A 20,067-nucleotide genomic window follows, 5' to 3' on the forward strand; every position below is an offset into this window, starting at 1 on the left:
CATCACTGTCCCTTCGGGAGGCTGGCAATGGCTCGGATGAGGCCGTCGGGGTCCTGCGTACGGGCTTCGGCCGAGACCTCGACACCCAGGTGGCGCAGCGCGGCGGCCGACGGCGGGCCGAACGCCACGACGCGCACCCCTTGTGGCCACCCCAGGAGCGCGTCCACGGCCCTGCCCATGGACCCGGCGAGGATGACCACCACGTCGAACAGGCAGCGGAGGTACTCGTTGCGGAGCTTGCCGGGCACCTCGTCCAGCGGCTCCATCGTATAGATCGCGAACTGGTCGACGGCGTAGCCCTTGCGGCGCAGTTCGTCTGCCAACACCGTCGACGACAGCGCGGACCCGGGGATCACCACCCGCCCGCTGCCCTCGGGCCACGCATCTGCCAGGGCGGCGGCGCTGGAGGCCCCGTCCGGCATGAGGTCGACCCGGATGCCACGCCCACGTGCGGCCTGCGCGGTGGCGGCACCGACGGCCGCCACCCGGGCACCATCGGGGATCCGCAGGCGCAACTCGTCGAGCACCTCGAGCGTCGCAGGTGAGGTGAGCGCGACCCAGTCGGCGGCGTCGAGGGTGCCCTCCGGCCGCAGCGTCACCCTGCGCTGCACCGGCTCGGCGACCACCTCGGCCCCCGCGGCGCGGAGGGCGCCCACGAGCGTGCCGGTGTCTGCCCGCGGCACGAAGATGCGCAGCCCGGCCAGCACGTCCTGCCCGCGCCACAGGGAGGAGTCGTCGTGCAGCTCGTGCAGGCGGGAGGGCCGGCTCGCAGTGAGTTCCGCCACCTCCTCGGCGCCGAGCTCCCGGAGCTCCTCCGCCGCGATCGTCCCGGCGCGCTCACTCAGGGTGACGCGGGCGGTCACCGACCTGCGGCCGTCCAGGGCGAACACACCGGCGTCGAGTTCGCCGTCGTGGCCGTGGGCGGCGATGGGGGCAGCGCAGCCGCCCCCCAGGTTCTCCAGCACGACCCGCTCGGCCTCAACTGCGACGCGGGTCGCGGCGTCCTCCAGGGCGGACAGCTCTGCGGCCACCGCCTCGTCGTCCTGACGACATTCCAGCGCCAGGGCGCCCTGCCCGGGCGCCGGCAGGATGTCGAGGTAGTCGGTGATGTGCTGCGTCATGCGCAGGCGTTCGAGGCCGGCTGCGGCGAGCACCACCGCGTCGAGGTCGTCGGCGTGCACGCGCGCCAGGCGGGTGCCGACGTTGCCCCGGATGTCGACGTAGAGCAGGTCCGGCCGCTGCGCCCGCAGCTGCGCGATCCGGCGCGGCGACCCGGTGCCGACGGTGGCCCCGGGCGGCAGTGCGGCCAAGGTGAGGCCGTCGCGCGCGCACAGGGCGTCACGGGCGTCTGCCCGCGCCGGGATGGCCGCGATCACGAGGCCGGGAACGGGCGCCGTCGGCAGGTCCTTCAGGGAGTGGACGGCGAAGTCACAGTCGCCAGCGAGGAGGGCCGTACGCAGCTCCGCCGCGAACACGCCCAGCCCGCCGACCTGGGTCAGGGAACCGCGCTCGACGTCTCCCACGGTGCGGATGCGCACCAGCTCGACCTCGTGCCCGCGGCTGCGCAGCGCGTCGGCCACCAGCTCCGACTGCGCCACGGCCAGCGCCGACCCCCGCGTCCCCAACCTCAGTCTCATCTCATCACCCTCTGCGTCCCGGCGACCACCGCAGCGATGCCGTTGCCGTCGAGCCACGCGCCGACCAGGTCGACGCCGGCCTCCAGCGCCGTCTCCACGATGAAGTCGCGGTTCGAGGCGTCGATTCGGGTGGGCATCGAGTCCCAGCCTACCGAGGCGAACCCCACCACATCGCGCTCCGCGATCCGCACCCCGACGAAGCGTGAGGCGTCGCGCAGGGCGTCGGCGCGGGTGGCCATGACGTGCTCCGGGTAGCTGAGGCGCAGCACGTGCTGCGGCCCAGCGGCCCACGGCCACTTCGCCGAGTAGTGCGTCAGCGCCCGGGCGTGCAGCGTGTCGTCGCGTTCGGCCAGCAGCACGCCCGAACCGACGGGGTGCTCGTCGAGCGCGGGGGTGGTGACCGCCAGCAGCGCCGAACGCGCGGTGCGCACCGGCGGCGACGCGATGTCGACGCCCAGGTGGCCCATCAGGACGCTGGCGGCAGCGGCGGGGGTGGCGACTACGACGCGGTCGACGTCGAGCACCTCGCCGTCGTGCAGCGACACCAGGAACCCCGAGCCACCCCTGCGCAGCGACACCACCGAGGCAGACGTGCGGGCGGTGCCGCCCGCGGCCTCGAAACGTCGTGCCAGGGCATCGATGAGCCGGAACATGCCGCCCACGGGCTGCTCGACGGCGGCGCTGCCCGGCCCCCGCACGTGCGCGACGGCGCCCAGCAGCGAACCCTCCGACGCGAGGGCGTCCAGCAGCGTCGGCGCGAACGCAGACAGCGCCATGCGGTCCGGCGACATGGAGTAGACGCCCTGAGCCACGGGCACCACCAGCTTGGCGAGCGCCCCCTCGCCCAGGCGTGCCCGCACGAGCTCGCCCACCGTGGTGGCGTCCGCGCCGACGGCCGGGCCCAGTGCAGCCTCGCCCGCGACGACGGCGGCCTCGTCCTCGGTGAGCACCGCGAGCGCCGGATCCGACAGGGAGCCGGGGATGCCCAGCACCCCCTCTGCCATCGGGAACGTGCCGTGGCGCCACCAGATGTGCGGCGTGCCCTGCGGCGGGGCCACCTCGAGCCCGAATTCGTCACACAACTGCCGCACGAGGCCGCCGCGCGTGGCGTAGGCCTCCGCGCCAGAGTCGACGTCGAGCGTGCCCAGCCGAACGGGCGAGATCATGCCGCCCAGGTGCGCGGCCGCCTCCCTGAGTTCGACGGAGTGGCCCGCCTCCTGCAGGCGCATGGCCGACAGGACCCCGGCGAGGCCGCCGCCGATCACCGCGACGCGGGAGCCGCTCACAGTTCGTGGATGAGGGCCACCAGGTCGGTGATCACCTCCGGGTCGGTGGTGGGCGGCACCCCGTGGCCCAGGTTCACGACGTGCGCCGGCGCCTGCCGGCCCCGCTCGACGACGTCGCGGGTGTGCGCCTCGAGCGCGTCCCAGCCGGCCGCCAGCATCGCGGGGTCGATGTTGCCCTGCAGCGGCACGCCCGGCACGAGCCAGGCGGCCTCGTCGAGCGGTGTGCGGTAGTCGATCCCGAGGGCCTCGACGCCGATCTCGGCCATGTCGGACAACAGGTGACGCGTGCCCACCCCGAAGTGGATCCGGGGCACCCGGCCCTGGACTGCCGCCATGACCTTGGCCGAGTGGCGCTGGACCCGGTCGACGTAGTCGGCGCGGCTGAGCGCGCCGGCCCACGAGTCGAACAGTTGCACCGCGCGGGCACCGGCGTCGACCTGCACGTTGAGGAACTGGCCGGAGAGTTCGGCAGCCCAGTCGAGCAGCCGGTGCCACGCGGCCGGGTCGGCATGCATCATCGCGCGGGCCTCGAGATGGTCGCGCGAGCCGCGGCCCTCCACCAGGTACGCCGCCAGCGTGAACGGCGCGCCGGCGAAACCGATGAGCGGCGTGCGCTCCCCCAGCTCCGCCACCACCAGGCGGACGGCCTCCGTGATGGCCGAGGCATCCTCGATCCTGTGCGCGACGATGCGGTCGACGTCTGCGGCCGTGCGCACCGGGTTCTCGATCACCGGCCCGATGCCCGCCTTGATGTCGACGTCGACCCCCGCCAGCACCAGGGGGGTCATGATGTCGGAGAAGAAGATGGCGGCGTCGACCTTGTGGCGCCGCACCGGCTGCAACGTGATCTCAGCCGCCAGCTCGGGCTTGAGGCACGCCTCGAGGATGGTCGTGCCCTTGCGGGCCGCCTTGTATTCGGGGAGTGAGCGGCCGGCCTGGCGCATGAACCAGACGGGGAGCTGCTCGGGACGGTGGCCACCCAGGGCGGAAAGCAGTGAACTCATGGTGGCCCCGATTCTGCCCTATCGGCCAAAAGTGGTTGAATGAGGCCCACTGTGACAATGCGTGTCTTCTCCATCCAGCACAACAGGCAGGGCCTGTCCGAGGTCGAGCGCATCGCCGCCGACATCGACGGCGTGGTCGACCGGCTGCGCAACGTGCCCGAAATCACAGGAGCGGTGGTGCTGAGCACCTGCAACCGCGTCGAGGTGGTCCTCGACACCACCGGCGAGGCCGCCCCCGGCCACCTCCGGGCCGCCCTCAACGAGCACTTCGACACCCCTCCCGCCTGGGACCTCTACCTCGGCGAGGCGGCGTTGGGCCATGTGTTCCGCGTCGCCGCCGGCCTCGACTCGATGGTGGTCGGCGAACGCGAGATCGCCGGCCAGCTGCGCCGCGCGCTCATGGACGCCCAGGACCTCGGCCACACGTCGCTGCCCCTCAACATCGCCGTCGAGGAGGCGCTCAAGACCTCCCGCCGCATCGCCCGCGAGACCAGCCTCGAGGGTGCCGGCCGCTCCGTCGTCAGCGCCGGCCTGGACCTCATCGACCTGCCCGACTGGTCGTCGGCGCGCGTGCTCATCGTCGGCACCGGCTCCTACGCCGGCGCCGTCGTCGCCGCGCTGCGCTCCCGCGGCGTCACGCACCTGACGGTGCACTCGGCCAGCGGGCGCGGCGCGGACTTCGCCGAGAGCCACGGCCTCGGCCACATCCAGTCGCTCACCGACGGGCTCGGCTCCGCCGACCTGGTCGTGACGTGCCGCGGCCGCGGCACCTACGCCATCACGCCGGCAGACGTGACGGCCCCCATCCCGTTCCTGGACCTGTCGCTGAAGCGCGACGTGGACCCCGCCGTCGCCCTGCTGCAGGGCGTGCAGGTGGTCGACCTCGCCGCCATCCAGCAGGCCGTCGGCTCCGGCATCGCCGAGGACACCAGGCGCGCGCAGTCCATGGTCAACGAGGGCATCGCCGAGGCGCTCACCAAGCTGCGTGCCCGCGTCGTCGACCCCGCAGTGGTTGGCCTGCGCGAGGCCGTGATGGGCCTGGTCGACGACGAGGTCACCCGCCTGCCCAACCGGCCGTTGACGCACGACGACGCCGCCCTCGCGCTGCGCCGCCTCGCCACCCGCCTGCTGCACATCCCGTCGACGCGCGCCAAGCTCGCCGCCGAACGAGGGCGCACCGATGAATACCTCAACGCCATGGCGGAGCTCTACGGCATCGGCGAGACGCCCGGCATCGACGCCGACGCACTCGAGGACGACTCGTGCCCGGTGACCAGCCTGGCCGTGACGGACCTCGACTCAACCCTCGACAGGGAGGCCATGTGACCCTCGCGCCCTACAGCGCTGTGCTGTTCGCCTCGTACGGCGGACCGAACGAACCCGACGACGTCCTGCCGTTCATGCGCAACGCCACGGCTGGGCGCAACATCCCCGACGAGCGGCTCCTCGAGGTCTCGGAGCACTACATGCTCTTCGGCGGCCGGTCCCCCATCAACGAACTCAACGCGGCCCTGATGGACGCCGTGCGGGCAGAGCTGGCCCGGCGCGGCGTGGACGTGCCGGTGGTGATCGGCAACCGCAACTGGGAGCCCTACCTGGGCGACACCGTCGACGACCTCGTCGCTGCCGGCCACCGGCAGGTCATCGCGTTGGCGACGTCCGCCTACCGCTCGTACTCCAGCTGCCGCCAGTACTGCGAGGACCTCGACGGTGCCCGCAGCGGCAAGGACATCGCGATCGACAAGATCGACCCCTTCGCCGAGACGCCCGAGTTCGTGGCCGCCAACGCCCGCGCCGTCGTCGACGGTGTGCGCGCCCTCCGCGAGCGGGTCCAAGGTGAGTTGCGCGTGCTGTTCGTCACGCACTCGATCCCGCTGACGATGAACCAGGCCTCCTACACCGGCGAGCCGGACAGCCGCTATGACGCGCAGCACCTGCGCGTGGCGGAGGCCGTCGCCAGGGAGGCGTCCGAGGCCCTGGGCGAGGCCCTGACCTGGGAGCTGACGTACTGCTCCCGCTCCGGCGCACCTCACATCCCGTGGCTCGAACCCGACGTCAACGACCGCCTCGAGGAGGTGGCCGGCGAGGACGTCGACGGCGTGCTCGCCGTGCCGTTCGGGTTCATCAACGACCACATGGAGGTCGCCTACGACCTCGACACGGAGGCCAAGGCCACCGCCGAGCGCCTGGGCCTGCCCTACGTGCGCGCGGCCACCGTCGGCACCGATCCGGGCTTCGTGGCGATGCTGGTGGACAAGCTCCTCCACCGCGCCGCCGTCGCCCGCGGCGAAGCCGAGGACACCACGATCTGTCAGTTCTCCACCGGGCGGTGCTGCCTGCCCCGCCCCGCAACCCACTGAGGAAGGCATCGCCAATGACCAAGCACCCCGGCCGTGACGAGCGCGATCAGCAGGACGTCGACCTGGAGGCCATCAACCAGCAGTCGCTGTACGCCATGTACTCGGTGTTCGAGCTGGCCGCTCCGCTACCCGCCGACGTGGACCTGACGTCGTGCGAGCAGAAGCTCGCCGACGCGGGCGTCACCGTGCGCGGCTTCTACGACGTCGGCGGTTTCCGCGCAGACGCCGACCTCATGGTGTGGATGCTCTCGGACGACCCGCGCAAGCTGCAGGCCGCCTACCACGCGCTGCGCCGCAGCGCGCTGGGCGACTTCCTCTCCCCCGTGTGGTCGGTCGTCGCCGTGCACCGCCCCTCGGAGTTCAACCGGGCGCACGTGCCCAGCTGCTTCGCCGGTTTCGCGCCGCGGCCGTGGCTGACGGTCTACCCGTTCGTGCGCAGCTACGACTGGTACTACCTCGACGGCGAGCACCGCTCGAAGATGCTGATGGAGCACGGCATGGCCGGGCGGGAGTACCCCGACGTCGTCGCCTCGACGCTGTCGGCCTTCGCGCTGGGCGACTACGAGTGGATCCTGGCGTTCGAGGCCGACGAGTTGCACCGGCTCACCGACGCGATGCGCCACCAGCGCGGCGTCGAGGCCCGCCTGCACGTGCGTGAGGAGACGCCGTTCTTCACCGGCCCGCGCGTCGCCCTGGCCGAGTGGATCGAGCGCCAGCCCCGCGTCTGACCCCGGTCAGCCGACGTTGTGCGCCAGCAGGCGCCACGCGCCGTGGCTGTAGCCCAGCTCCGAGTGGTGGGCGTTGGTGAGGCTGCCGAGCACGCGGCCCTCCACGCCGAGCAGCGAGTGCAGCACGCGGTTCAGGAAGAGGCCGTGCGACACCACCAGCACGGAGCCGCCGTCGTGTCGCTCGGCGATCTCCAGCACCGCCGGGCGGCCGCGCTCCACCACCTCGGCGAGCGTCTCGCCCTCGGGTGAGCGGCGGAAGTCGACGCCGTCGGCGTACTTGGCCTCGTAGTCGGGCATCAGGGCGTGGACCTCTGCCCACGTCAGCCCGGCCCACGAGCCGACGTTGATCTCCATCAGCCGCTCGTCCATCACGAGCTCCGCCTCAGGCCGCGCGATGCGGGCGGTCTCCACCGCCCGGCTCAGCGGAGAGGTGTGGACGGCGTCGAAGTGGTACGTGGCCAGACGCTCCCGCGCGGCCTCGGCCTGTCGTCGGCCCTTCTCGTTCAGCGGGACGTCGGCATGGCCCTGGAAGCGTCCCTGCGCGTTGTGGTCCGTCTCGCCGTGCCGCAGGAGCACCAGGCGGGTGGCGTGCGAGAAGGTCACAGCTCCTCGTCGGCGTCCTCGGCCAGGTCGAGCTCGAGCGGGATCTGCGGGCAGTCCTTCCAGAGCCGCTCGAGGTTGTACAGGAGGCGTTCCTCGGTGTGCTGGGCGTGGACGACGAAGTCGATGTAGTCCAGCAGCACCCAGCGGTTCTCCCTGTCCCCCTCGCGGCGCACCGGCTTGCGGCCGACCTTGAGGAGTGCCTCCTCCACCCCGTCGACGATGGCGCCGACCTGGCGCTCGTTGTTGGCCGAGGCGATGAGGAACACGTCGGTGATCGACAGCTGCTCCGACACGTCGAACGCGACGATCTTGTGGCCCTTCTTGTCTGCCGCGGCCTGGGCGGCGATGCGGACGGGCTCGAGCACGTCGTCAGGAACGGTCATCAGGAACTCCTGTCATGGGGGCCGGGTAGAGCCCCCGCTTGGCGATGTACTGCACGATACCGTCCGGCACGAGGTACCAGATCGGCTGGTGCGCGCGCACCCGGTCGCGGCAGTCGGTCGACGAGATGGCCAGGGCGGGCACCTCGAGCAACGTGACGGAGCTCTCGGGCAGGTGGCGCAGGTCGTCCTTCGTCATCGGCACGCCCGGCCGGGTCACGCCGACGAAGTGGGCAAGGTCGAACAACTGCTCGGCGCCGCGCCAGGTGAGGATCTGGCGCAGCGCGTCGGCACCGGTGATGAAGAACAGGTCGGTGTTGTCGCCCCGCTCCTCGCGCAGGTCCCGCAGGGTGTCGACGGTGTAGGTGTCGCCCTCGCGGTCGATGTCGACCCGCGAGACGGAGAACCGTGGGTTCGACGCCGTCGCGATGACCGTCATCAGGTAGCGGTCCTCCGCGAGGGAGACCTGGCGGTGGCGCTTCTGCCACGGCACGCCCGTGGGGACGAACACCACCTCGTCCAGCTCGAACTGTGCGGCGACCTCCGACGCGGCCACGAGGTGGCCGTGGTGGATGGGGTCGAACGTGCCGCCCATGACGCCGAGGCGCCAGCGGCGCGGGCGCTGCAGCCGCGCCTCACCGAGTTCGGTCGAGGTCACCGGCTGTTGGGCCGTCCCGAGCCGAAGCCGACCAGCCAGACGACGATGCCGACCAGGACGAACAGCACGATGGCACCCATCACCCAGCTGGGCACGAGCGGGGACTCGGCAGCGGTCTCCAGAAGAAAGTTCATGGCAGGGGATCCTAGCAATCAGTGGTGGCGGACGGGGTGGTTCGTCAGGCCCGGACCTGGCCGGCGCCCTCGATGACGTACTTGGAGCTGGTCATCTCCGGCAGGCCCATGGGGCCGCGGGCGTGGAGCTTCTGGGTGGAGATGCCGATCTCGGCGCCGAAGCCGAACTCGCCGCCGTCGACGAACCGGCTCGACGCGTTGACCAGCACCGCGGCCGCGTCGACCTCGGCGGCGAAGCGCTCCGCCGAGGTGCGCGAGCCGGTCACGATGGTCTCGGAGTGGCCGGTGGTGTGGGTGCGGATGTGCTCGAGGGCCTCGTCGATGGAGTCGACGACCTTGGCCGCCAGGTCCAGCGTGAGGTACTCGGCGTCGTACTCGTCGGCCTTGGCGGCCACGACCGTGTCGGAGTACGACCGGGTGGCGTCGTCGCCGTGGACCGTGACGCCCGCCCCGCCGAGCGCCTCCAGCGCGCGGGGCAGGAAGCGGTCTGCGATGTCCTTGTGCACCAGGAGCGTCTCGGCGGCGTTGCACACCGACGGGCGCTGGGTCTTGGCGTTCAGCAGGATGGTGACGGCCTGCTCGACGTCGGCGTCGGCGTCGACGAACACGTGGCAGTTGCCGGTGCCGGTCTCGATCACCGGGACGGTGGAGCCATCGACGACCGCCTGGATGAGCCCTGCCCCGCCCCGCGGGATGAGCACGTCGACGAGGCCGCGGGCCCGCATCAGCTCGCCGGTGACCTCGCGGCCACCCTCGACGAGGTGCACGGCATCGGGCGTGACACCGGCGTCGGTCAGCCCACGGCGCAGGGCCTCGGCGGTCACGCGGTTGGTGTTGAGGGCCGACGACGAGCCGCGCAGCAGCGCGGCGTTGCCGGACTTGAGGCAGATGCCTGCCGCATCGGCGGTGACGTTGGGGCGGGCCTCGTAGATGATGCCGACGACGCCGAACGGCACCCGCACCTGCCGGACGGACACGCCGTTGGGCAGCTTCCAGCCGCGCACGACGTCGCCGACGGGGTCGGGCAGCGCTGCGAGGTCGCGCAGGCCCTGCACCATGCCGGCGATGCGCGCCGGCGTGAGGCTGAGGCGGTCGACGATCGACTCCTCGGTGCCTGCGCTGCGGGCGGATGCGACGTCCACCTCGTTGGCTGCCAGCAGCTCCGCCTCGGCGGCGGCCAGGGCATCTGCCATGGCGTGGAGCGCCTTGTCCTTCTGGGCCCGGTTCAGCGTGGCGAGCTCGACGGACGCGCGGCGGGCAGCGATGGCCTGATCACGAAACTCCATGGCGGGAGTCTAGGCCAGCGCGCGGCACTCAGGAGACGGCGACCACGGCCGTGCCGGTGCGCGCGCGAAGGCGCCGGTAGAGGTAGACCGACAGGTTCGCGATGCAGGAGACCGTCATCCCGCCGGCGCAGATGATCAGCGCCCAGTCCGGCTTGACCACCCCGAAGCCGAACCACATGGCCTGCACCACGAGCAGGATCGCGAGGTAGCTGCCCGAGACGCCCTCGACGTGCGGGGCCGTGACGAGTTCCCGCAGCTGCGCGAACTGGCCCACCAGCTGCGGGACCACGACGGCGAATCCGAAGAAGACGGGGCCCAGCCACAGGTTCAGGCCCGACAGGGCGAGGGCCGCCACCAGCGGCAGGACGAGGTTGCGGGCGACGGGTTGGCGACGGTCACGCAGCACGAAGATGACGATGGCCAACGACGCCAGCGTGAGCAGCACGTTCGGCGCCTGCATCTGCGGCGACTGCGACAGGAAGCCGTGCACCGCCCACGCCGCGGTGGCGCCGGTGACGAGCTGCCACAGCGTCAGGGACACGCCCGCGCTGGTCTGCGACCGGAGGATCCGCACCAGCTGGGGAATGCTCGACGAAACACCCAGCGCCGCTGCGGACCAGCCGAAGACCTCAATCACGGGGCCAGCTTAAGTGGCGGCGTCAAACAAGACCAATCGCCCTTCGTGGGATGTTCGCCAGGGCTCACGATCCCCTCAGGAACCGCCCTTCGTGGGATGTTCGCCAGGGGCTCACGATCCCCTCAGGAACCGCCCTTCGTGGGATGTTCGCCAGGGCTCACGATCCCCTCAGGAACCGCCCTTCGTGGGATGTTCCCCAGGGCTCACGATCCCCTCAGGAACCGCCCTTCGTGGGATGTTCGCCAGAGCTCACGATCCCCTCAGGAACCCCCCTTCGTGGGATGTTCGCCAACCGGTTCCTGAGGGGCGCCAGCGACGAAGGAGCGGTTCCTGAGGGGCGCTAGCGACGAAGGAGCCGGCGCCCACGAAGGACCAGCGCCCACGAAGGACCGGGCCAGGGCTCACGATCCCCTCAGGAACCCCCCTTCGTGGGATGTTCGCCAGGGCTCACGATCCCCTCATGAACCCCCCTTCGTGGGATGTTCGCCAGGGCTCACGATCCCCTCATGAACCCCCCTTCGTGGGATGTTCGCCAGGGGCTCACGATCCCCTCAGGAACCGCCCTTCGTGGGATGTTCGCCAGGGCTCACGATCCCCTCAGGAACCGCTAATCCGTGAGGATCATCACGTCGCGGTGCACGGCGGGCCGCTGGTTGGTGTGCCCGGCCTCGTTGCTGCTGTGCCCGGCCTCCGAGGCCAGCTCCGCGCTGGAGTAGCCGGCGAAGCCGCGACCGAGCGGCTCGTTGTCCGGCCCGATGATCTCGACCGGCTCACCCTCGGCGAAGGTGCCCTTCACCTCGCGCACGCCCGCAGGCAGCAGCGAGGCCTTGGTGTCGAGCAGGGCGCGCCTGGCCCCAGCGTCGACGTGCAGCCAGCCCCTCGGCTCTGCGGCGAACGCCAGCCACAGCAGGCGCCGGGGGCGTCGCTTCTTGCGCGCGGGGAAGTACGTCCCCACGTCCTCGCCCGCCAGCGCCCGCTCCAGGTCGTTGGCGTGGCCGAGCACCACGCTGACACCGGCCTGGGTGGCGATGTCGGCCGCCTGCAGCTTCGTCTGCATGCCGCCTGTGCCCACGCGCGAGCCCAGGCGTGACGTGTCGACCTTCAACTCGGCGACGTCCTCGACGACGGCGAGCTTCTCCGCCCCGGGGGTGTCCGGGTGCGCCGTGTACAGGCCGTCCACGTCGCTGAGCAGCACCAGCGCGTCTGCGCGCACGAGGTGGGCGACGAGCGCCGCCAGCCGGTCGTTGTCGCCGAAGCGGATCTCGTGCGTGGCGACGGTGTCGTTCTCGTTGATGATCGGCACCACGTCGAGGCGGAACAGCCGCGAGATGGTGTTGAGCGCGTTGCGGTACGTCTTGGGCCGCAGCACGTCCTCGACGGTCAGCAACAGCTGCGCCACCTTGACGCCGTGCTCGGCGAACGCGTCGGAGTAGTGCCGGATGAGCAGCCCCATGCCGACGGCGGCCGCCGCCTGCTGCGTCTCCAGGTCACGCGGCCGACGCCGCAGCCCCAGCGGGGCCAGGGCCGCCGCGATGGCGCCGGAGGTGACCAGCACCACCCGCACGCCCCTGCCGTGCAGTGCGGAGAGCGCCTCCGCGAGCCGGGCGATGCGCTCATGGTCGAGGTGGCCGTCGGGCAGGGTCAGTGACGACGACCCCACCTTGACGACGACACGCTTCGCTTGGGAGACCGCAGTCCTATTCGTCATCCTCGCCCTCGGGGTCCATGCCTGTGATGGCGTAATCCACGCCTGCCTTCGCGGCATGGTACTCCGCATCGAGGCGACGGCGCCGCAGCACCGAGGGCCGTTCCGTTTCCAGCCGGGTGTCCTCGCCGCGGCGGCCGAGGGTCTCCGCGCCGATGTCGATCTGCGGGGCGAAGTCGAAGACCACGGGGTTGTTCCCGCTGCCGATCGCGACGGCGTCGCCTGCCTCGGCACCCATCTCGAGCAGCTTGCTCTCGACGCCCAACCGGTTGAGCCGGTCCGCGAGGTAGCCCACGGCCTCGGCGTTGTTGAAGTCGGTCTGGCGGATCCAGCGCTCGGGCTTGTCACCCTTGACGCGCCAGACGAAGCCGCCCTCGCCGTCGCCCTTCTTGGCAATCGTGAACTCCTCGACGGCGCCCCGCCTGCGCGCGACGGGCTCGGGCCGCAGCACCTTCACGGGCGCGGCCGGCTCCGGCAGCGACGCGCGGCGGGCGGCGACGACCTCGGCCATCGTGAACTTCAGCGCGTTGAGCCCCTCCCCCGTCTTCGTCGAGATCTCGAAGATCGGCATGCCCAGCTTCTCCAGCTCGGGCCGCGAGATCTCCGCCAGGTCAGGGGCGTCGGGCAGGTCCATCTTGTTGAGGGCGATCAACCGCACGCGGTCCTCGAGGCCGCCGTGGGCCGCCAGTTCGCCCTCGATGACCTCGAGGTCGGTGAGCGGGTCGCGGCCGGGCTCGTAGGTGCCCAGGTCGATGACGTGCACGATCGCCTGGCAGCGCTCGATGTGGCGCAGGAAGTCGAAGCCCAGCCCACGCCCCTCCGAGGCGCCCTCGATCAGGCCGGGCACGTCGGCGACGGTGTAGGTGACGTCACCGGCCACCACCACGCCCAGGTTGGGCACCAACGTCGTGAAGGGGTAGTCGGCGATCTTGGGCCGCGCGCGCGAGATGGCGGCGATCAGCGACGACTTGCCGGCCGAGGGGAACCCGACGAGGCCGACGTCTGCGACGACCTTGAGCTCGAGCTGGACGAGGCGTTCCTCGCCCTCCTCGCCCAGCAGCGCGAACCCGGGGGCCTTCCGCGCCGCAGTGGCGAGCGCCGCATTGCCGAGGCCGCCCTTGCCGCCCTGGGCGACCACGAACTGGGCGCCCGGTTCGGTGAGGTCCGCGAGGATCTCGCCGGTCTCGGCGTCGGTGACGATGGTGCCGCTGGGCACGTCGAGGACGATGTCGCCGGCCTTGGCGCCGTGCTGGTTGTCCCCCCTGCCGGGCTCGCCGTTGGCCGCCTTGCGCAGCGACTGGCGGTGGTAGTCCACGAGCGTCGACAGGGAGTCGTCGACGCGGAAGATCACCGAGCCGCCGTCACCCCCGTTGCCGCCGTCGGGGCCGCCGAGGGGCTTGAACTTCTCGCGGTGCACGGACGCGCAGCCGTGGCCGCCGTTGCCGGCCTGCACGGTGAACTTGACGCGATCAACGAATGAGGGGATAGCCATAACGCTCCGAGTCTACTTGCCGGGATGCACGAAGGGCCCGCTCCGAACGGAGCGGGCCCTCAGGCGCTGTTCAGTGGTGTCAGACGGTGACGACGTTGACCACGCGGCGACCGCGCTTCACGCCGAACTCGACCTGGCCCTGCACGAGGGCGAACAGGGTGTCGTCGGAGCCACGGCCGACGCCGTCGCCCGGGTGGAAGTGGGTGCCGCGCTGACGGACGATGATCTCGCCCGCGCCGACAACCTGACCGCCGAAGCGCTTCACGCCGAGGCGCTGGGCGTTCGAGTCACGACCGTTGCGCGTCGAGGACGCGCCCTTCTTGTGTGCCATGTGATGTCTCCTCAGGCCTTGATGTCGGTGACCTTGACCTGGGTGTACCGCTGGCGGTGACCCTGGCGCTTCTTGTAGCCGGTCTTGTTCTTGTACTTCATGATCCGGATCTTCGGACCCTTGGACTCGCCGACGACCTCGGCGGTGACGGCCGCCTTGCCGAGCTTCTTGGCGTCGGAGGTGATCTTGTCGCCGTCGACCAGCAGCAGCGGCTGCAGGGTGACGGTACCGCCGACCTCTTCGGACACCAGGTCGATGTCCAGGACGTCGCCAACAGCAACCTTGTGCTGACGACCACCGTTGCGCACGATCGCGTACACGACTGACCTACCTTCTTGGTTTCTGACAAAGTTCATGGGTGCCCAGCCTGGACGAACCCAGGGGGCAAAGCACCGATGGACTACTTTACGCGGTGCCCACTGACAGGTCAAACCGGGCGGGGATCACGTGGTGACGACCACCGGCACGATCATCGGGCGGCGCCGCAGCCGGCGCGAGACCCACTGCCCCACCGCGCGGCGGGTGATCTGCTGGAGACGCTGCGTGTCGTCGACGCCGTCGCGCAGCGCGTCGAGCAGCGCCTCCTCGACGCGGGCCCGGGCCTCGTCGAACGCGCTGGCGTCTTCCGCCAGGCCGCGGAACTGGATCTCCGGCCCCGACACGATGGTGTTGTTGTGCATGTCGACGACGGTGATGACCGAGACGAAGCCCTCCTCGCCGAGGATGCGGCGGTCCATGATCGACTCCGAGATGTCACCCACCGTCGAGCCGTCGACGAAGATGTAGCTGGCGTCGACGGTGCCGACCTTCCTCGCCACGCCGTTCTTCAGGTCGACGACGTCGCCGTCGCCGATCACGATGACGTTGCTCTTCGGCACGCCGGTGGATTCGGCGAGCTTGCCGTTGGCGATGAGGTGGCGCACCTCACCGTGGACGGGCATGACGTTCTTCGGCCGCAGGATGTTGTAGCAGTAGAGCAGTTCACCGGCCGAGGCGTGCCCGGAGACGTGCACCATGGCATTGCCCTTGTGGACCACGGTGGCGCCCAGCTTGGCGAGCCCGTTGATCACGCGGTAGACCGAGTTCTCGTTGCCCGGGATCAGCGAACTGGCGAGCAGGACGGTGTCCCCGGTGCCCACCTCGACGACGGGGTGGTCCCGGTTCGCGATCCGGCTGAGCGCCGCGAGGGGTTCGCCCTGCGAGCCCGTGGAGATGATGACGACCTTGTCATCGGGGTACTTGTCGATGTCCTTGAGCTCGATGAGGGTGCCGGCGGGCACCTTGAGGTAGCCCAGGTCGCGCGCCGTCGACATGTTGCGCACCATGGAGCGGCCCACGTACACGACCTTGCGGTCATGCTTGACGGCCATGTCCATGACCTGCTGGATGCGGTGCACGTGCGAGGCGAAGCTCGCCACGATCAGCTTGCCCTTCGCCCCCTCGAACACGCGCTGCATGGCCGGCTCGATGTCCTTCTCGTGCGCGGTGAACCCCGGCGTCTCGGCGTTGGTGGAGTCCACCAGGAAGAGGTCGACGCCCTCCTCCCCCAGGCGGGCGAAGCCGCGCAGGTCGGTGATGCGGCCGTCGAGCGGCAGCTGGTCCATCTTGAAGTCGCCGGTGTGCAGGACGGTGCCGCCCTTGGTGCGGATCGCGACGGCCAACGCGTCCGGGATGGAGTGGTTGACGGCGAGGAACTCGAACTCGTAGTTGCCGATCTCGAGGATGTCGCCCTCCTCCACCGCGTCGAGCTCGAACTCGCGGATGCGGTGCTCGCGCAGCTTCGCGGCGACGAACGCCAAGGTCAGCCTGGAGCCGTAGACGGGGATGTCGCTGCGGCGCTTGAGGAGGTAGGGCACCGCCCCGATGTGGTCCTCGTGCCCGTGGGTGAGCACCAGCGCCACGATGTCGTCGAGCCTGTCGTTGAGGTAGTCGAGCGCCGGGAGGATGAGGTCGACGCCGGGGTGGTCGTCCTCCGGGAACAGCACGCCACAGTCGACGATGGCGATCTGCCCGTCGATCTCGAAGGCCGTCATGTTGCGGCCGACGTCACCCAAGCCTCCGAGCGGGATCACGCGCAGCGTGCCGGGGGCCAGTTTCGGGGGTGTCTTCACGTCGGTCATGGACCACCACCCTAGTGGACTGCCCCCGCTCGCGACAGACGTCGCGGAGCCCCGACCATGCGAGGGGCATAGGATGGCGCGCATGTCTGCCATCGACACCGTGCGCCTCGCGCTCCCCCAGGAAGCCGTCGACATCGCCCGCATCCAGCGGCGCGCCTGGACCGACGGCGGAGTGCTCTCCGCGGCGGCCGGCGAGGTCAGCGCGGATGAGGCGACCCGGGCGTGGCACGAGGCCATCGTCAAGCCGCCGCTCGCGCACCTGCGCGTGCTCGTGGCCATCGGGCAGCCCGGCGTGGTGGGCTTCGCGGTGACGGGGCCCTCGGGGGACCCCGACCGTGAGCCGACCGACGGCTACATCGCGGAGTTCGTCGTCGACCCCAAGCACCGTGGCCAGGGCCACGGCTCCCGGCTGATCAACGCCGCCGTCGACACGTTGCGCAAGGACGGCTACGGCGTGGCCACCATCTGGGTGCCGTCGGCCGACGACGGCCTGCGCCAGTTCCTCAACGGTTGCGGCTGGGCGCCGGACGGGGCACACCAGCGCGTCGGTGTCGGCGAGGACGAGTCAGCCTCAGTCAAGCTGCTGCGCTTCCACACCGACATCTCCGACGCCGGCTGATCAGAGGCCGAGGACCTCCTCCATCTCGAGCGTCAGGCCGGGGTTGGCCAGCACGTAGCGCACGGCCTCCAGCACGCCGGGCATGAACGAGATGCGGTCGAAGGAGTCGTGGCGGATCGTCAGCGTCTCGCCCGTCTCACCGAACAGGACCTCCTGGTGCGCCACGAGCCCCTGGAGACGCACGCCGTGCACGTGGATGCCCTCGACGACTGCGCCGCGCGCGCCGTCGTCATGCACGGTGGCGTCCGGCACGTCCTCCAGCCCCGCCTGGGCCCGGGCGGCCGCGATCCGGCGCGCGGTGGTGCGCGAGGTGCCCGACGGCGCGTCGGCCTTGTTCGGGTGGTGCAGCTCCACGATCTCGGCCGACGGGTAGAACGGGGCCGCCATGGCGGCGAACTTCATCATCAGTACGGCGCCGATGGAGAAGTTGGAGGCGATGAGCACCCCGACGCCGGGATGCTGCTCGACGAGCGCGCGGACCTCGGCCACCCGCTCCTCGGTGAAGCCCGTGGTGCCGATCACCATGTGGATGTCGCGCTCCAGGCACCACCGGATGTTGTCCATGACGGCGTCGGGATGGGTGAAGTCGACCACCACCTCCGCGCGGCCGACCTGGGCGCGGTCCTCGTTGATGTCGACGCCGCCGGACGTCGTCATGTCCTCGGCACGGTTGACCGCGCGGACGACCTCGCTCCCCATCTTCCCACTGACACCGAAGATTCCGACTCGGATCTGTCGCATGATGACCTCTCACTCAGGGCTGTCACCACCATCCAAGCAGAGGATTTGTCCGGACGACCAGCCCGCCAGCGGGTGGGACGACGAAGGGGCGGGTCCCGTGCGGACCCGCCCCTCTGAAGGCCGTGGCGAACGTCAGGCGTCCGCCGCCTCCTCGTCCTCACCCTCGATGACCGGGGCCAGCGAGAGCTTGCCGCGGTCGTCGATCTCGGAGATCTCCACCTGCAGCTTCTGGCCGACCGACAGCACGTCCTCGACGTCCTCGACGCGCTTGCCACCGGCCAGCGCGCGCAGCTTCGAGATGTGCAGCAGGCCGTCCTTGCCCGGCATCAGCGACACGAACGCGCCGAACGAGGTCAGCTTGACGACGGTGCCCAGGTAGCGCTCGCCCTTCTCCGGCATGTGCGGGTTGGCGATCGCGTTGATCTGGGCGACGGCGGCCTCCGCGGCCTCACCGGTCTCGGCGCCGACGTACACGGTGCCGTCGTCCTCGATCGCGATGTTCGCGCCGGTGTCCTCCTGGATCTGGTTGATGATCTTGCCCTTGGGGCCGATCACCTCACCGATCTTGTCCACCGGGATGCGCAGCGAGATGATGCGCGGCGCGTAGGGGCTCATCTCGTCCGGCACGTCGATGGCCTCGCTCATGACGTCGAGCAGCGTGTGGCGGGCGTCGCGGGCCTGGAGCAGGGCCTTCTGCAGCTCGACGGCGGGGATGCCGTTGAGCTTGGTGTCCAGCTGCAGCGCGGTGACGAAGTCACGCGTGCCGGCCACCTTGAAGTCCATGTCGCCCAGCGCGTCCTCGGCGCCCAGGATGTCGGTCAGCGCGACGTACTTGGTCTCGCCGTCGACGTCCTCGCTCATGAGGCCCATGGCGATGCCTGCGACGGCGGCCTTGAGCGGCACACCGGCGTTCAGCAGCGACAGGGTCGAGGCGCACACCGAGCCCATCGACGTGGAGCCGTTGGAGCCGAGGGCCTCGGAGACCTGGCGGATGGCGTACGGGAACTCGGAGCGGGTGGGCAGCACCGGGATGAGCGCCCGCTCGGCGAGGGCACCGTGGCCGACCTCACGACGCTTGGGCGAACCCACGCGGCCGGTCTCACCGGTGGAGTAGGGCGGGAAGTTGTAGTTGTGCATGTAGCGCTTGGTCGACTCCGGCGACAGCGTGTCGATCTTCTGCTCCATGTCGAGCATGTTCAGCGTGGAGACGCCCAGGATCTGGGTCTCGCCACGCTGGAACAGTGCCGAACCGTGCACGCGCGGGATCACGGCGACCTCGGCAGACAGCTCGCGGATGTCGCCGGGGCCACGGCCGTCGATGCGGACGTGGTCGGTCAGGGTGCGGTGGCGAACGATGCTCTTGGTCAGCGACTTCAGCGCTGCCGAGACCTCGTTGAGGCGGTCGGCGAAGCGCTCGGCGAGCTGCTCTTGCACGTCCTGGCGGATGGCGTGCGTGGCGTCGTCGCGCTCCTGCTTGCCTGCGATCTGCATGGCCTGGGCCACGCGATCCTTGGCGAGCTCCTCGACGGCTGCGTAGACGTCCTCCTCGTAGTCGCGGAAGACCGGGAAGTCGTAGGTCTCCTTCGGCAGCTTGGCAGCCAGCTCGGACTGTGCGTCGCACAGCGCCTTGATGAACGGCTTGGCAGCCTCGAGGCCCTGCCCGACGATCTCCTCGTTCGGGGCGGTCTTCCCGGCCCGGACGAGTTCCCAGGTGGCCTCGGTGCCGCCGGCCTCGACCATCATGATGGCCACGTCGCCGTCGGCCAGCACGCGGCCGGCCACGACCATCTGGAAGGTCGACTTGTTGACCTGCTCGACGGTGGGGAAACCGACCCACTCGTCGTCGATGAGCGCGACGCGCACGCCGCCGATGGGGCCCGAGAACGGCAGGCCGGCCAGCTGGGTCGACATGGACGCGGCGTTGATGGCCACGACGTCGTAGTGGACGGCCGGGTTGAGCGACAGGACGGTCACGATGACCTGGACCTCGTTGCGCAGGCCCTTCACGAACGCGGGGCGCAGCGGACGGTCGATCAGGCGGGCGGCCAGGATGGCGGCCTCACCGGGACGACCCTCGCGACGGAAGAACGAGCCGGGGATGCGGCCCGCGGCGTACATCCGCTCCTCGATGTCGACGGTGAGCGGGAAGAAGTCGATGGCGTCGCGCGGGGTCTTCTGCGCGGTGGTGGCCGACAGCAACATGGTGTCGCCGTCGAGGTAGACCGCGGCCGAGCCGTCAGCCTGCTGGGCGAGGGCGCCGGCCTCGAAACGGATGGTGTGCTTGCCGTGCGCGCCGTTGTCGATGACGGCCTCGGCGAATTCAATGCCTGGTCCTTCCACGGACAG

At 70.6% G+C, this 20,067-nt stretch carries 20 protein-coding genes and 1 pseudogene; 4 read left to right on the forward strand and 17 right to left on the reverse strand.

From position 1 onward, the window contains the following. Positions 1-2: 2 nt before the first annotated feature. The 4 genes and pseudogenes from ABEA30_RS13945 to hemE all read right to left on the reverse strand — a co-directional run bounded on the left by ABEA30_RS13945 (position 3) and on the right by hemE (position 3,927). On the reverse strand, positions 3-707 hold the full coding sequence (locus ABEA30_RS13945) for a uroporphyrinogen-III synthase (protein WP_345584060.1): 705 nt from the start codon (positions 705-707) through the stop codon (positions 3-5). Between the two features lie 45 nt (positions 708-752). Then, positions 753-1,637: pseudogene (hemC, locus tag ABEA30_RS13950) on the reverse strand (hydroxymethylbilane synthase); the annotation flags it as partial. Continuing rightward, positions 1,634-2,923, reverse strand: coding sequence for a protoporphyrinogen/coproporphyrinogen oxidase (locus ABEA30_RS13955; protein WP_345583884.1), 1,290 nt, complete (start codon positions 2,921-2,923; stop codon positions 1,634-1,636). The gene ABEA30_RS13955 and the pseudogene hemC, both read right to left, overlap by 4 nt. Then, positions 2,920-3,927 carry a uroporphyrinogen decarboxylase gene (hemE, locus tag ABEA30_RS13960; RefSeq protein ID WP_345583886.1) on the reverse strand — a complete coding sequence of 336 codons (1,008 nt, stop codon included), beginning with the start codon at positions 3,925-3,927 and terminating at the stop codon, positions 2,920-2,922. Before hemE ends, ABEA30_RS13955 begins: the two co-directional genes overlap by 4 nt. A gap of 57 nt (positions 3,928-3,984) precedes the next feature. Between hemE and ABEA30_RS13965 the strand changes: the two genes are divergently transcribed. The 3 genes from ABEA30_RS13965 to hemQ are packed head-to-tail and all read left to right on the forward strand — an operon-like array spanning position 3,985 to position 7,015. Next, complete coding sequence (locus ABEA30_RS13965; protein ID WP_345584062.1) at positions 3,985-5,253, forward strand: glutamyl-tRNA reductase; 1,269 nt, start codon at positions 3,985-3,987, stop codon at positions 5,251-5,253. Continuing rightward, on the forward strand, positions 5,250-6,287 hold the full coding sequence (locus ABEA30_RS13970) for a ferrochelatase (protein WP_345583888.1): 1,038 nt from the start codon (positions 5,250-5,252) through the stop codon (positions 6,285-6,287). Before ABEA30_RS13965 ends, ABEA30_RS13970 begins: the two co-directional genes overlap by 4 nt. A gap of 14 nt (positions 6,288-6,301) precedes the next feature. Then, the gene (gene hemQ, locus ABEA30_RS13975; RefSeq protein ID WP_345583890.1) at positions 6,302-7,015 is read left to right on the forward strand and encodes a hydrogen peroxide-dependent heme synthase; all 714 of its coding nucleotides are present in this window, start codon (positions 6,302-6,304) and stop codon (positions 7,013-7,015) included. Between the two features lie 6 nt (positions 7,016-7,021). Here the strand turns inward: hemQ and ABEA30_RS13980 are convergent, their stop codons facing one another. The 11 genes from ABEA30_RS13980 to ABEA30_RS14030 all read right to left on the reverse strand — a co-directional run bounded on the left by ABEA30_RS13980 (position 7,022) and on the right by ABEA30_RS14030 (position 16,361). Further along, complete coding sequence (locus ABEA30_RS13980; protein WP_345583892.1) at positions 7,022-7,618, reverse strand: histidine phosphatase family protein; 597 nt, start codon at positions 7,616-7,618, stop codon at positions 7,022-7,024. After that, on the reverse strand, positions 7,615-8,001 hold the full coding sequence (rsfS, locus tag ABEA30_RS13985; protein WP_345583893.1) for a ribosome silencing factor: 387 nt from the start codon (positions 7,999-8,001) through the stop codon (positions 7,615-7,617). Before rsfS ends, ABEA30_RS13980 begins: the two co-directional genes overlap by 4 nt. Next, positions 7,988-8,656 carry a nicotinate-nucleotide adenylyltransferase gene (nadD, locus tag ABEA30_RS13990; protein WP_345583895.1) on the reverse strand — a complete coding sequence of 223 codons (669 nt, stop codon included), beginning with the start codon at positions 8,654-8,656 and terminating at the stop codon, positions 7,988-7,990. Before nadD ends, rsfS begins: the two co-directional genes overlap by 14 nt. Beyond that, positions 8,653-8,790, reverse strand: coding sequence for a hypothetical protein (locus ABEA30_RS13995; RefSeq protein ID WP_345583896.1), 138 nt, complete (start codon positions 8,788-8,790; stop codon positions 8,653-8,655). The genes nadD and ABEA30_RS13995 overlap by 4 nt, the downstream gene beginning before the upstream one ends. A 44-nt stretch (positions 8,791-8,834) precedes the next feature. Next, the gene (locus ABEA30_RS14000; RefSeq protein ID WP_345583898.1) at positions 8,835-10,076 is read right to left on the reverse strand and encodes a glutamate-5-semialdehyde dehydrogenase; all 1,242 of its coding nucleotides are present in this window, start codon (positions 10,074-10,076) and stop codon (positions 8,835-8,837) included. A 28-nt stretch (positions 10,077-10,104) separates the two neighbouring features. Next, positions 10,105-10,713: a SemiSWEET family sugar transporter gene (locus ABEA30_RS14005; RefSeq protein ID WP_345583899.1), complete on the reverse strand. Its 609-nt coding sequence runs from the start codon at positions 10,711-10,713 to the stop codon at positions 10,105-10,107. 607 nt (positions 10,714-11,320) lie between these two features. Continuing rightward, positions 11,321-12,421 (reverse strand): glutamate 5-kinase, encoded by a 1,101-nt coding sequence (gene proB, locus ABEA30_RS14010; protein WP_345583901.1) that lies wholly within the window; start codon positions 12,419-12,421, stop codon positions 11,321-11,323. Then, a complete protein-coding gene (gene obgE / locus ABEA30_RS14015; protein ID WP_345583902.1) occupies positions 12,411-13,910 on the reverse strand; it encodes a GTPase ObgE in 1,500 nt (499 codons plus the stop codon). The genes proB and obgE overlap by 11 nt, the downstream gene beginning before the upstream one ends. 79 nt (positions 13,911-13,989) lie before the next feature. Next, positions 13,990-14,241 (reverse strand): 50S ribosomal protein L27, encoded by a 252-nt coding sequence (gene rpmA / locus ABEA30_RS14020; RefSeq protein ID WP_345583903.1) that lies wholly within the window; start codon positions 14,239-14,241, stop codon positions 13,990-13,992. Positions 14,242-14,252: 11 nt separating this feature from the next. Then, the gene (gene rplU, locus ABEA30_RS14025) at positions 14,253-14,561 is read right to left on the reverse strand and encodes a 50S ribosomal protein L21 (protein ID WP_345583904.1); all 309 of its coding nucleotides are present in this window, start codon (positions 14,559-14,561) and stop codon (positions 14,253-14,255) included. 123 nt (positions 14,562-14,684) lie between these two features. Further along, positions 14,685-16,361, reverse strand: a complete 1,677-nt coding sequence (locus ABEA30_RS14030; protein ID WP_345583905.1) for a ribonuclease J — start codon at positions 16,359-16,361, stop codon at positions 14,685-14,687. Between the two features lie 82 nt (positions 16,362-16,443). On the opposite strand from ABEA30_RS14030, the gene ABEA30_RS14035 reads away from it, so the two are divergent. Further along, complete coding sequence (locus ABEA30_RS14035; protein ID WP_345583906.1) at positions 16,444-16,980, forward strand: GNAT family N-acetyltransferase; 537 nt, start codon at positions 16,444-16,446, stop codon at positions 16,978-16,980. On the opposite strand, the gene dapB is transcribed toward ABEA30_RS14035, so the two are convergent. Continuing rightward, positions 16,981-17,721: a 4-hydroxy-tetrahydrodipicolinate reductase gene (gene dapB, locus ABEA30_RS14040; RefSeq protein WP_345583908.1), complete on the reverse strand. Its 741-nt coding sequence runs from the start codon at positions 17,719-17,721 to the stop codon at positions 16,981-16,983. Positions 17,722-17,853: 132 nt separating this feature from the next. Then, complete coding sequence (locus ABEA30_RS14045) at positions 17,854-20,061, reverse strand: polyribonucleotide nucleotidyltransferase (RefSeq protein WP_345583910.1); 2,208 nt, start codon at positions 20,059-20,061, stop codon at positions 17,854-17,856. Positions 20,062-20,067: the final 6 nt, after the last annotated feature.

Source organism: Tessaracoccus lubricantis, assembly GCF_039544535.1.
GTDB lineage: Bacteria > Actinomycetota > Actinomycetes > Propionibacteriales > Propionibacteriaceae > Arachnia > Arachnia lubricantis.